Origin of the sequence: Leclercia sp. W6 (genome assembly GCF_003336345.1) — a bacterium.
Lineage (GTDB): Bacteria > Pseudomonadota > Gammaproteobacteria > Enterobacterales > Enterobacteriaceae > Enterobacter.
Window position 1 is genome coordinate 1,664,614 of record NZ_CP031104.1, and the last position, 12,212, is coordinate 1,676,825.

A 12,212-nucleotide genomic window follows, 5' to 3' on the forward strand; every position below is an offset into this window, starting at 1 on the left:
GTTACTCCTGAGTTGCGGAATGAATTGCCGGGCTGAGGTGCCCTGCCTCGTTACGGGTTTCACGTTTGCTGGCGAGTTCACGCGCAATGGTATCCACCAGTCGGCTGTTGAGCTTGTAGACCGCCAGCAGCAGCACCATGCAAATAAACAGGCCGCAGGGGATCAGGGTGAACAAGGCGTTGATCGTAGAGAGCACGTGCGGGGTCTGGGTGGCCTCTCCCGGTGCGTAATCCACCATCCCCAGCACCCAGCCCACCACGGCACCGCCCAGCGCAAGGCCAAATTTGATGGCGAACAGCGCGGTAGAGAACACCAGCCCGTCGAGTCGGCGGCCGCTGCGATGCTCTTCGTAGTCCACCACGTCGGAGAACATGGTCCACTGGAGCGGCGTGGTCAGGTTTTGTATGAAGCTAAAGATGATATTCAAACCAAAGATCAGCCAGACCTGGGAAGGCGGAATGAAGAAAATCAGCGCGCCAAAAATAACGAAGGTAATAATGGTCCACTGATATGCGCGAACCCGGTCAAATTTCCCCAGCAGGCGTTCGGATAATAAAGCGCCGCTCAGCGAAGCCACCATCCCCGAGACAATAAAAGCAAAAATCAGCTCAGGGCGCAGCAGAACATATTTCACGTAATACATCGTTGCTGATCCACGCGTGACTACCGCGGTGAGCAAGAGAATATTGAACAGAAAAACGATTCGCCACTGGCTATTTCCGGCCAGCAGTTTTAAATCCGTCAGCATTGAGCCCGAGGTGTCATTACGGGGAGAATAACGTTCGCGGGTCATAAAGAAACAGCAGAAGAATAAGATAATGCCTAATAACCCCATAAGGCTCATGGCATAAAAATAGCCCTTCTGAACATTGTCATTGCCTAAATAAGAGACCAGCGGTAAGGCGATAACCGTGACGATCAGGCCGCCGATAAACGACAAACCAAAACGCCAGGATTGCAGGGAGTGGCGCTCACGCGGATCCAGCGTCAGAGCGCCGGGCATTGCGCAGTAAGGCACATTAATGGCGGAGTAGATAAGGCTTAAAATGGCGTAGGTGACACAGGCATAGACAATTTTTGCCGTGGCGCCTACGTCCGGTACATAGAAGGTAATCAGGCAACTGACGCCAAACGGAATGGCGAACCAGAGCAGCCAAGGGCGGAAACGACCGTGGCGGGTTTGGGTGCGATCGACCAGCGCCCCAATACAGGGATCGACAAAGGCATCCACTACCCTGACGACTAAAAACATGGTACCCATAATGGCCGCAGGCAGACCAAAAACATCGGTATAAAAGTAGGCCAAAAATAACGTCGCCGTTTGCCACACCAGCGCGCTGGCCATATCACCTAATCCATAGCCTATTTTATCCTTCGTACTCAATACAGAGGAAATTGTCATTTTTAATGAGCCTTTTTATCAGGTTAAAATTATTTCAACCAGCTGCGCAAGAATCAGATTCGTGCGCATTCGAGGCTCAATTATTAGCAACGCCTTGCCTGCTAACAATTGTCTAAATTAACAGACAAATTATGATATTTAGTTTTTTTATTTATTTGTGATGGAGAGCAAGTCTCGGGGAAAATAAAAAAGGTGAGGATCAACATCCTCACCTTTTATCGTGCAGAACCTGAATGTTACTTGTTAAGTTCGGCCAGGCTCAGCCAGGTTTGTACTACGGTGTCCGGGTTGAGGGACAGGCTGTCGATCCCCTCTTCCATCAGCCATGCGGCAAAATCTTCATGGTCGGAAGGTCCCTGACCACAGATACCCACGTACTTACCTTGCTTCTTCGCGGCACGGATGGCCATCGACAGCAGCGCTTTGACCGCCTCGTTACGCTCATCAAACAGCGCGGAGACTACGCCAGAATCGCGATCCAGACCCAGCGCCAGCTGCGTCATATCGTTCGAGCCGATGGAGAAGCCGTCGAAGTGCTCAAGGAACTGTTCTGCCAGCAGGGCATTGGACGGGATCTCACACATCATAATGATTTTGAGCCCGTTCTCGCCGCGCTTCAGCCCCTGACGCGCCAGTTCGTCAATGACCGCTTTCGCCTGATCCACGGTCCGTACGAACGGCACCATGATCTCAACGTTGGTCAGCCCCATGTCGTTGCGCACGCGTTTCACCGCTTCGCACTCCAGGGCAAAGCAGTCGCGGAAGCTGTCAGAGACATAACGACCGGCGCCACGGAAGCCCAGCATCGGGTTCTCTTCTTCTGGTTCGTAACGCTCGCCGCCCACCAGGTTGGCATATTCGTTAGATTTGAAGTCAGAGAGACGCACGATGACGCGTTTCGGGAAGAAGGCTGCACCCAGCGTCGCAATCCCTTCAGCCAGACGGCCAACGTAGAACTCTTTCGGCGAGTCGTAGCCCTTCATCATCTCGCGGATCTCTTTTTGCAGCTTCTGATCCTGGTCATCGAACTCCAGCAGCGCACGCGGGTGAACCCCGATCATACGGTTGATGATGAACTCCAGACGCGCCAGACCAACGCCTTCGTTTGGCAGGCAGGCGAAGTCAAACGCCCGGTCCGGGTTGCCGACGTTCATCATGATCTTCAGCGGCAGATCCGGCATGGTATCCACGCTGGAGCTCTTCACGCTGAAGTCCAGCAGCTCCGCATAAACATAACCGGTGTCGCCTTCGGCGCAGGAGACGGTGACGTTCTCATCGTCCTTCATGCGTTCCGTGGCGTCACCACAGCCGACAACCGCCGGAATACCCAGCTCACGGGCGATGATCGCCGCGTGACAGGTACGACCGCCACGGTTGGTGACAATCGCCGAGGCCTTTTTCATGATCGGTTCCCAGTCCGGGTCGGTCATGTCGGTTACCAGCACATCGCCCGGCTGGATACGGTTCATTTCGCTGATGTCGTGGATCACTTTCACCGGGCCTGCGCCGATGCGATGGCCGATGGCACGGCCTTCAGCGATGATTTTGCCCTGGGCATGCAGGGTGTATCGCTCCATCACCTGGCCGCGGGAACGGACGGTTTCCGGGCGCGCCTGGACGATGAACAGTTTGCCGGTGTTACCGTCTTTGGCCCATTCGATATCCATCGGACGGCCATAGTGCTTCTCAATCTGCACCGCCTGCTTCGCCAGCTCCTGCACTTCGGCATCGGTCAGGGAGAAGCGGTCGCACTGTTCCTGCGGCACATCTTCAATGCGAACCTGTTTGCCGTGCTCCTGGGTCGGGGCGTAAACCATGCGGATCTTTTTCGACCCCATGGTGCGGCGCACGATAGCCGGGCGATCCGCGGCCAGGGTTGGTTTGTGAACATAGAATTCGTCAGGGTTGACGGCCCCCTGCACCACCATCTCGCCCAGACCCCAGGCAGAGGTGATAAAGACCACCTGATCGAAACCCGATTCGGTATCAATAGAGAACATCACACCTGATGAGGCCAGGTCTGAACGCACCATGCGCTGCACGCCCGCCGACAGCGCAACGCCGCGGTGGTCATAACCCTGATGCACGCGATAGGAGATTGCGCGGTCGTTAAACAGGGAGGCAAACACATGTTTTACCGCCACCAGCACCGCATCGTAGCCCTGCACGTTGAGGAAGGTCTCCTGCTGTCCGGCGAAGGAGGCATCCGGCATATCTTCTGCGGTCGCAGAGGAGCGCACGGCAAAGGAGGCCTGCGCATCGTCAGCGGAAAGCTGGTTGTAGGCGTCGTGAATGGCTTTTTCCAGTTCAGGCTGGAAAGGTGTGTCGATGATCCACTGGCGGATCTGAGCCCCGGCTTTAGCAAGCTCGGAGACATCATCAATGTCCGTATTATCCAGTAGTTCGTAAATGCGCTGGTTTACGCCGCTTTGATCCAGAAAATAGTTAAAAGCATCGGCGGTGGTAGCAAATCCATTCGGTACGGAGACACCCATACTGGACAGATTTGTAATCATTTCACCCAGGGAGGCATTTTTGCCTCCAACTCTGTCTACATCATTCATGCCGAGTTGGTTATACCAAAGCACCAGCGGTGACGAGCCATTGTTGGACATCGAAACAATCCTTTTATGATATATGAACGGGTTTTGAGAAGTTCCTTACTGCGTATTTATACTGTCATATTTATTCGCACTAAAAAAACGGTGAATCGTGTAAGCACTTTTATTTTTTAGCTTTTCAGACTCTTCCCGCTTAAATCCTAACCTGATGATTCTTATGGATTCCCACAAAAATACTCAGACTTTAGTGTGATTTTGAAAAATGAAACACCCCTTTCAATTAAAATAAAAATAGCGTTTCATTTTTATTTTCCAGCGTACATTGCCTGTTGTATTTTACTTTTTTAATTTATGCTTTCAGTCAATTACATCTGATATACCGAGTGTGCAAAATGGATAATGCTGTCGATCGCCACGTTTTTTATATTTCCGATGGTACGGCCATCACCGCCGAAGTACTGGGCCATGCGGTGATGTCGCAGTTCCCGGTTTCCATTAACAGCATCACCCTGCCGTTTGTAGAAAATGAGAGCCGCGCCAGAGCAGTGAAAGATCAAATCGATGCCATTTTTCAGCAGACCGGCGTGCGCCCGCTGGTCTTCTATTCGATTGTGATCCCGGAGATTCGCCAGATCATTTTACAGAGCGAAGGCTTTTGCCAGGATATCGTCCAGGCGCTGGTGGCCCCCCTTCAGCAGGAGATGAAGCTGGATCCCACCCCAGTGGCGCACCGCACCCACGGCCTGAACCCGGCGAACATCACTAAATATGACGCGCGTATTGCCGCCATCGATTACACCCTCGCCCATGATGACGGCATCTCACTGCGTAATCTCGATCAGGCCCAGGTCATTCTGCTCGGCGTGTCGCGCTGCGGTAAAACCCCTACCAGCCTCTATCTGGCGATGCAGTTCGGGATCCGCGCCGCCAACTACCCCTTTATTGCCGATGATATGGATAATCTGGTACTCCCGGCGGCGTTAAAACCCCTGCAACATAAGCTGTTTGGTCTGACCATTAACCCGGAACGCCTGGCGGCCATCCGTGAAGAGCGCCGGGAAAACAGCCGCTACGCCTCGATGCGCCAGTGCCGTATGGAAGTGGCTGAAGTCGAAGCCCTGTACCGTAAAAACAATATTCCGTGTCTGAACAGCACCAACTATTCGGTCGAAGAGATCGCCACCAAAATTCTCGATATTATGGGCCTGAATCGCCGCATGTACTAACAGGCTAGTACATTAGTTCATAATCCTTTATACTCGCTCCCCATTACAGGGCACGTCTGTGCCCTGCACTTGAAATCAGCGGGGATTGGTTTAAGGTGATGCCCATCACTTCCCGGTAAGTTACCGATGAAGCACTACATTCTGAGAAATACCATGAATAAAACCGATGAACTCCGCACAGCGCGTATCGATAGCCTGGTGACGCCAGCAGAGCTGGCCCAGCGGTACCCTGTTTCTGCGGCAGTGGCCGAGCACGTGACAACGTCACGTAAACGTATTGAAAAAATCCTTAATGGGGACGATCGCCGCCTGCTGGTGATTGTTGGCCCCTGCTCTATTCACGATCTTGACGCCGCGATGGACTACGCCCAGCGCCTGAAAGGACTCCGGGATAAGCACCAGTCACGGCTGGAGATCGTGATGCGTACCTACTTTGAGAAGCCGCGCACGGTGGTAGGCTGGAAGGGGCTAATTTCGGATCCCGATTTAAACGGCAGCTACCGGGTCAATCACGGCATCCAGCTTGCGCGCAAACTGCTGTTGCAGGTCAACGAGCTTGGCGTGCCGACCGCCACTGAATTTCTCGATATGGTGACCGGACAGTTTATTGCCGATCTCATCAGCTGGGGGGCGATTGGCGCCCGTACCACCGAAAGCCAGATCCACCGTGAAATGGCCTCGGCACTCTCCTGCCCGGTGGGCTTTAAAAACGGCACCGACGGCAATACCCGCATCGCAGTAGATGCCATCCGCGCCGCCCGCGCCAGCCATATGTTCCTGTCGCCGGACAAGAACGGTCAGATGACCATCTATCAGACCAGCGGCAACCCCTACGGCCATATAATTATGCGCGGCGGCAAACAGCCGAACTATCATCCGCAGGATATCGCGGAAGCCTGCGATACCCTGCGGGAGTTCGACCTGCCGGAACAGCTGGTCGTGGATTTTAGCCACGGTAACTGCCAGAAACAGCACCGTCGCCAGCTTGATGTCTGCGACGAGGTTTGTCAGCAGATCCGCAACGGCTCCAGCGCCATTGCCGGGGTGATGGCCGAAAGTTTCCTGCGCGAAGGTACGCAAAAAGTGGTGGTCGGCCAGCCTGTGACTTACGGCCAGTCAATTACCGATCCTTGCCTGAGCTGGGAAGATACTGAAGTGCTGCTGGATAAACTGGCGGCGGCGGTGGACTCGCGCTTTTAGCACCTGCGCCGGGTGGCGGCTACGCCTTACCCGGCCTACAAAACGCCACAATCTGATACTGCAGGCCCGGTAAGTTAAGCGACACCGGGTTTTTTTTCAGGCCGCATCTCGCAAGCCTCTTATTTTTTCTCACAAAAACAGTTGCTGAACCGGTCAGTTTATCGATAATGATTATCAATGTTACATTGATTGCTATTTTAAAAATTTATATGTCACGTATGGATAACACTGCAGCAACGCTTGCCCGTCATGAAGACAAAATAGCGCCGGCCCCGGAGGCGACCGATCGCCGTATCGACAGTAAACAGCTGCTGGGCGAAGAGGGACGCGTCATCATTGAGCATCATGGTCAGCACTACCTGTTGCGCCAGACACATGCCGGAAAACTCATCCTCACAAAATAACCCCTTCGCCACCGCAGCCGGTTTTCTCACGCGTTAGCTTGAGCAACTCACCTCAAGCCGCTTGCCCCAGTCTGGCGGGCGGCTGATATAGTCATCGTTACGGTCAGCAAACGGCGTCCGCAGGGCATCATGCAGGCGGTGAAGCTCAGCGTAATCGCCTTTTTCAGCCTGCTCGATCGCCCGCTGCGCCAGCCAGTTACGCAGCACCATCGCCGGGTTGACGGCATTCATTTGGGCCTGACGCACATCGTCGGCAACGTTCTCCTGCTGCAGGCGCGCGCGGTAAATCGCAAACCAGTCATCAAAGGACTGACGGTCGATAAACTCATCGCGTAGCGGCGAAGCGGCGCTCTGCTGCTCGGTTTGCCCCAGCATGCGGAAGGTGCGGGTATAGTCGCTGCCTTCGCGAGCCATCAGCGCAAACAAGTTATTCAGGAGAGTGTTATCGCCCTTCTCCTCGGTCATCAGCCCCAGCTTGCGGCGCATCAGTTTGCCGTATTGCTGCAGGAGCACCTCCTGGTAGCCATCCAGCGCGTCGTTGAGCGCTTCAACATCAATGAACGGCGACAGGGACTGGGCCAGACGCTGCAGGTTCCACAGTCCGACAGCAGGCTGGTTATCAAAGCTGTAACGCCCCTGATAGTCGGAGTGGTTGCAGATATAACCTGGCTGATAGTCGTCGAGGAAACCGTACGGGCCATAATCGATAGTCAGCCCAAGGATCGACATGTTATCAGTATTCATTACGCCGTGAGCAAAGCCCACCGTCTGCCAGCTGGCGATCAGGGATGCGGTACGCGCCACCACGTCGCGGAACCAGAGAATGTACTTATCGGCCTCGTCCTGCCACTGCGGCCAGTGGTGACGAATAACAAAATCTGCCAGCTGGCGGACTTTCTCCGGCTCGCGGCGATAGTAGAAGTGTTCAAAATGGCCAAAACGGGCATGGCTCTGGGCAACGCGGATGAGCATGGCCCCCTGCTCCATCGTCTCACGCGCGACGGGGGTATCGCTGGTGACAATCGACAGTGCGCGGGTAGTGGGAATGCCCAGGGCATGCATCGCCTCGGAAGCCAGGCTTTCGCGGATGGTGGAGCGCAGCACGGCGCGGCCATCGCCCATACGCGAGTATGGCGTGAGTCCGGCGCCTTTCAGGTGCCAGTCCATTGTTTGTCCATTGGCAAGCTGCTGTTCGCCAAGCAGGATCCCCCGCCCGTCTCCCAGTTGTCCGGCCCAGACGCCGAACTGGTGCCCGCTGTAGACTTGCGCCAGCGGCTGCATGCCCGGCAGCAGTGTTTCGCCACCAAAGACACCAGCGCCTTGTTCAGGGGTAAAGAGCGAGGCCGGGATTGCCAGTTCGTCTGCCAGCGCCGTGTTATGCCAGATTAGACGGGCATTGTTCAGGGGCGTGGGTTTCAGGGCCGTGTAAAAACCGGGTAGTTCATCATGCCAGTGCGCGGTAAAAGACAGGGTCATAGGTCCTCCTGCTTTTAGTGTAGTGGGTTTGTCAGATGTTAAACACCGGTTAAGACCAAGGTTATCACTGCACCAGCGACGTGATCCGCTCAAGGGGAACGGCAGGCCACAGGTTGCCCTGCATGGCACTGAAGCCGTAAGCCGACAGCCGTTGCAAGACGATCTCATCATTAACGCCCGCTACCATCAGCGACTGACAGTACGGTGATACCTGGGCAAAGATAGCCCGTAAAAAAGGATCGAAGGTATTTTCAGTAAGATGATTCTGAATGAAATTTTTATCCAGCGCGACGCGTTTAAACATGCCATCAAAAATGGCTTTGGTTGACGCATCCCCAGTTCCGAAATTACCTAACACCAGCGGAAAGCGCAGCGCGAAATTCATTAGCGTGGTATTTAAATTGCCTTTATTAAGGTCAGGGTAGTTTTCATAAATGGTGAACTCCAGCCATGGATATCGTTCACATATTGAAACACCTTCGTCTTCTGTTATCAGGTATTCAACGATGACTGGCGAGATATTTATCCAGGCGATGAGCTGTTGCTGAATAAAAAAGAGTTTGCAGGTTTCAAGCAAGGCGAGCTGCTCCTGAAACAGCATCAACTCCTGTACAGGCGTTAGCATAGGCCGCACCAGCTCGGTAGGTATGCGCACCTGGTTGTTAACGCCAACAAAGTTGACGTTTATTTCAAGTCCTTTTAGCGCTCCTGAGTCATGGCGCGCAGGGACCAATAAAAATTCTGTTTGATACGCAATATCCAGCATCACAATCATGGCATCCGTCCTGATTTAAAGACGATACATGACATCCTGAAACATATGCTGAAGCAATTCAACCTTATGGATTTTAATAAGAATAATTTCATCCGTTCCATTTAATTTTCGGATTTTCCTTAGTCCTGAAATAATCTTATCCTGGTTGCTGTTTAATAGCCAGTATTCGCTAAACATCAGAATTGCTTAACATTAATTCCCACCTCTGGTTCCCTGTAAATTAATGCTCAGAAACGAATCTCATTTAAAAGCAAAGCTGCGTCGCGCCCGACTGGCGCGACGGGGTTAAATGCGCCGGGCTTGCCAGAAATTTTTGCGCCAGTAGACGTTATTAAGAGACGAACGCATCACGCCGCGGCTGGTCGAGGCATGTATAAATTGATTATCAGTATCGTATATCCCGACATGCAAGCCGCTTTCTCCGGAACCGGTTTTAAAGAAGACCAGATCGCCCGGTAAGAGATCGTCTTTATCAATTTCGGTGCCTATTGTCGCCTGCTGGCGCGTTTCACGCGGCAACTGCAGGGCAAACTTGTCGCGAAACGTCAGCAGGACAAACCCCGAGCAATCCACCCCACCGCGGGTCATGCCACCGTAGCGATAAGGCGTGCCCCCCCAGCTATGGAGCTGATCGTTAAGGCCTGCAATCACGGCGATAGAATCAGACAGCCGCGCGTTGGGCGGCGGTGCGCGATGACTGCTGCATCCTGCAAGAAATAGCGCGGCTACCAGGAGAAAACAGAATCGCATTCCCGACGAATCCTCTGATTTTTTGAATTTTCTGTAATTTAGCCTGTGAATATGTCGCTGTGCAACAAGCGGTTATTCCTGTGACGTCGAAATAATCATTCTGTGACCTTCGATGTCCAGACGGCGGAAAGACATCTCATACGCTTTCGCCAGATTCGGCGGCGTCAGCACGGCGTCACGCGCCCCGCTGGCAATGAGCTGCCCCCGCTTCAGCAGCCAGACGCGATGCGCGTGGCGTAGCGTATGGTTGAGATCGTGGCTGCTCATGACCACCGCAACGCCCTGCTGTGACAGCGCACTTAACGCTCTGTCGAGCGCCACCTGCTGGGCCACATCGAGACTGGTCATGGGTTCATCCAGCAACAGCAGTTGACCGTGCGGATTGCCCTGGGGATGGATTTGCAGGATCACCGCTGCCAGCCGCACGCGCTGCCACTCTCCACCCGAAAGCTGGCTGACGTGGCGGGCCAGCTTATCTTCAATACCCAGCATCGCTGCCACGTCACTTAACAGCGTTTTTTGTGGGCTATTGTGCTGATGCAGCGTCAGATAGTGCCAGACCGGCATGGCGAACGGCGCAGTTTGCTGCTGCGCCAGATATGCCCTGCGGCTGGCCAGCGACGTGGGCGACCAGCGTCAGAGGGGTCCCCCCAACAAGGTAATCTCCCCTTCACCACCGGTTAAACCCGCCATACGGGAGAGCAGCGTGCTTTTCCCGGCACCGTTCGGCCCGACAAGATGAACGATCTCCCCGCTATTGACGGCGATATCGAGCGGGCCCAGCCGCCCTTTCACCGCTACGGCGCTGAGCTGCATCAGGACGGTCATTAGCTGGCCAGCGCCTTTTCAACCGCAGAGGTGATGGCCGGATCGTCTGGGGTCATATCCGGTGAGAAGCGCTGAATCACGTTCCCGTCACGACCGATCAGGAACTTCTCAAAGTTCCACAGGATGTCGTCCGGAGAGAGCGGTGCGCGGCCTTTGCTGGCCATACGTTCATAAAAACCGCTACCCTCTGGCGCCACGGCGGTTGGTGCTGCCGCAATCAGCTTCTGATAAACCGGATGGCGATTCTCACCGTTAACATCCACTTTGCTGAACATCGGGAAGGTTACGCCATAGGTTGTGCTGCAGAATGTTTTGATCTCTTCTTCGCTGCCAGGCTCCTGGCCGAGGAACTGATTGCACGGGAAGCCCAGCACGCTGAACCCCTCTTTTTCCCACGCCTTTTGCATCGCTTCCAGCTGCTCGTACTGGGACGTCAAACCGCATTTGGAGGCCACGTTAACCACCAGCAGCACTTTGCCCTTGTAGCTTTCCAGAGTGGTCTTTTCTCCATCAATTGTCGTCACTTCGGTGTTCAGAATATCGTTCGGCATAACATTCCCTCAGGTTGATGTTCAGAGTGGCAGCCTCAGCGGCCCGCTTTTAATAATAGCCAGATAAATACCGGTGCTCCCAGCGTAGCGGTGACAACACCAATCGGCAACTCTGCTGCGGTCAGTGCCAGACGCGCAATGATGTCGGCAATAAGCAGCGTAGCGCCGCCTGTCACGGCCGCAGCAGGCAGCAGCAACCGATGGTCGGTGATGCCACACAAACGCAGCATATGGGGTATAACAAGGCCGATAAAGCTGATGGCGCCAGACAGCGCCACGCTCACCCCCACCATCCAGCCAATGGCGATCACCAGAATGTTCCGCCAGAAGGTTAGCGGCAATCCCAGCTGGCGAGCAGAGACTTCGCCCAGCGCCAGGATGTTCAGCGGCACGGCCTGAAAGCAGCCCCAGACGATGGCAGGCACCAGCAGCAGCATCAGCCAGCCCTGTTCCCAATTCACGCCACCGAAGCCGCCCATCATCCAGTACATCAGCTGACGCAAATCAAATGAAGTAGAAAAATAGACCGCCCAGGTCATCAGGGCGCTACAGATGATGCCCAGCGCCACCCCGGCAAGCAGCAAACGGCTCACTGAGAGATGACGACGGGCGAAGCGCAACAGAAGAAGGGTAATGATGAGTGCCCCGGCAATGGCGCAGAGGCTCAGTTCCCATCCGGACAGGGTTCCCCCACCCAGCATCACAGCGGCAATCAATCCGACTCCCGCCCCGTTCGAAACGCCCAACAGGCCAGGCTCCGCCAGCGGGTTATCAAACAGCGCCTGCATGATTGTCCCGCTTAACGCCAGCGCAGCGCCCACCAGCACCACGGCCAGGGTTCGTGGCAGTCGGATCTGCCAGATAAACAGCTCTCCCTGCGGCGTAAACCACGATTGCGGCCCGATCCATTGCTCGCCCGCGCAGAGGCTCAAGCCCAGCGCGGTGATCAGCGCCAGCAGCAGTAAGAGCACTTTACGCAGATCGGAACGGTATTGCAGACGGGCAAATTCAGACATTGGAATCATTTTGCGGGAAAAAG

General features: G+C 54.6%; 10 protein-coding genes and 1 pseudogene. 3 read left to right on the plus strand and 8 right to left on the minus strand.

The window, feature by feature from the left end:
• Position 1: 1 nt before the first annotated feature.
• Together DVA43_RS08125 and ppsA are read right to left on the minus strand one after the other, a co-directional pair.
• The gene (locus DVA43_RS08125) at positions 2 to 1,402 is read right to left on the minus strand and encodes an MFS transporter (protein WP_114315223.1); all 1,401 of its coding nucleotides are present in this window, start codon (positions 1,400 to 1,402) and stop codon (positions 2 to 4) included.
• Positions 1,403 to 1,638: 236 nt separating this feature from the next.
• On the minus strand, positions 1,639 to 4,017 hold the full coding sequence (ppsA, locus tag DVA43_RS08130; protein WP_103823861.1) for a phosphoenolpyruvate synthase: 2,379 nt from the start codon (positions 4,015 to 4,017) through the stop codon (positions 1,639 to 1,641).
• 338 nt (positions 4,018 to 4,355) lie between these two features.
• Between ppsA and DVA43_RS08135 the strand changes: the two genes are divergently transcribed.
• The 3 genes from DVA43_RS08135 to hemP all read left to right on the plus strand — a co-directional run bounded on the left by DVA43_RS08135 (position 4,356) and on the right by hemP (position 6,793).
• Complete coding sequence (locus DVA43_RS08135) at positions 4,356 to 5,189, plus strand: pyruvate, water dikinase regulatory protein (protein ID WP_103823860.1); 834 nt, start codon at positions 4,356 to 4,358, stop codon at positions 5,187 to 5,189.
• 153 nt (positions 5,190 to 5,342) lie between these two features.
• A complete protein-coding gene (gene aroH, locus DVA43_RS08140) occupies positions 5,343 to 6,389 on the plus strand; it encodes a 3-deoxy-7-phosphoheptulonate synthase AroH (RefSeq protein ID WP_103823929.1) in 1,047 nt (348 codons plus the stop codon).
• A 167-nt stretch (positions 6,390 to 6,556) separates the two neighbouring features.
• On the plus strand, positions 6,557 to 6,793 hold the full coding sequence (gene hemP, locus DVA43_RS08145; RefSeq protein ID WP_210405516.1) for a hemin uptake protein HemP: 237 nt from the start codon (positions 6,557 to 6,559) through the stop codon (positions 6,791 to 6,793).
• Positions 6,794 to 6,826: 33 nt separating this feature from the next.
• Here hemP and selO read toward each other — a convergent pair whose 3' ends face one another.
• From selO to btuC, 6 genes and pseudogenes are all read right to left on the minus strand, one after another.
• Entirely contained in the window at positions 6,827 to 8,269 is a 1,443-nt protein-coding gene (selO, locus tag DVA43_RS08150; protein ID WP_114315224.1) for a protein adenylyltransferase SelO, read from the minus strand.
• Positions 8,270 to 8,333: 64 nt separating this feature from the next.
• Positions 8,334 to 9,044, minus strand: coding sequence for an EAL domain-containing protein (locus DVA43_RS08155; RefSeq protein ID WP_114315225.1), 711 nt, complete (start codon positions 9,042 to 9,044; stop codon positions 8,334 to 8,336).
• Between the two features lie 285 nt (positions 9,045 to 9,329).
• A complete protein-coding gene (locus DVA43_RS08160; protein WP_103179311.1) occupies positions 9,330 to 9,794 on the minus strand; it encodes an NlpC/P60 family protein in 465 nt (154 codons plus the stop codon).
• Positions 9,795 to 9,866: 72 nt separating this feature from the next.
• Positions 9,867 to 10,622: pseudogene (gene btuD, locus DVA43_RS08165) on the minus strand (vitamin B12 ABC transporter ATP-binding protein BtuD).
• Entirely contained in the window at positions 10,622 to 11,173 is a 552-nt protein-coding gene (locus DVA43_RS08170; RefSeq protein ID WP_114315226.1) for a glutathione peroxidase, read from the minus strand. Before DVA43_RS08170 ends, btuD begins: the two are co-directional and overlap by 1 nt.
• Before the next feature lie 35 nt (positions 11,174 to 11,208).
• The gene (gene btuC / locus DVA43_RS08175; protein ID WP_114315227.1) at positions 11,209 to 12,189 is read right to left on the minus strand and encodes a vitamin B12 ABC transporter permease BtuC; all 981 of its coding nucleotides are present in this window, start codon (positions 12,187 to 12,189) and stop codon (positions 11,209 to 11,211) included.
• Positions 12,190 to 12,212 lie beyond the last annotated feature (23 nt).

Coding starts and splice junctions, on each gene's coding strand:
- DVA43_RS08125 (WP_114315223.1), bottom strand. CDS start 1,402: ATGACAATTTCCTCTGTATTGAGTACGAAGGATAAAATAGGCTATGGA.
- ppsA (WP_103823861.1), bottom strand. CDS start 4,017: ATGTCCAACAATGGCTCGTCACCGCTGGTGCTTTGGTATAACCAACTC.
- DVA43_RS08135 (WP_103823860.1), top strand. CDS start 4,356: ATGGATAATGCTGTCGATCGCCACGTTTTTTATATTTCCGATGGTACG.
- aroH (WP_103823929.1), top strand. CDS start 5,343: ATGAATAAAACCGATGAACTCCGCACAGCGCGTATCGATAGCCTGGTG.
- hemP (WP_210405516.1), top strand. CDS start 6,557: ATGATTATCAATGTTACATTGATTGCTATTTTAAAAATTTATATGTCA.
- selO (WP_114315224.1), bottom strand. CDS start 8,269: ATGACCCTGTCTTTTACCGCGCACTGGCATGATGAACTACCCGGTTTT.
- DVA43_RS08155 (WP_114315225.1), bottom strand. CDS start 9,044: ATGATTGTGATGCTGGATATTGCGTATCAAACAGAATTTTTATTGGTC.
- DVA43_RS08160 (WP_103179311.1), bottom strand. CDS start 9,794: ATGCGATTCTGTTTTCTCCTGGTAGCCGCGCTATTTCTTGCAGGATGC.
- DVA43_RS08170 (WP_114315226.1), bottom strand. CDS start 11,173: ATGCCGAACGATATTCTGAACACCGAAGTGACGACAATTGATGGAGAA.
- btuC (WP_114315227.1), bottom strand. CDS start 12,189: ATGTCTGAATTTGCCCGTCTGCAATACCGTTCCGATCTGCGTAAAGTG.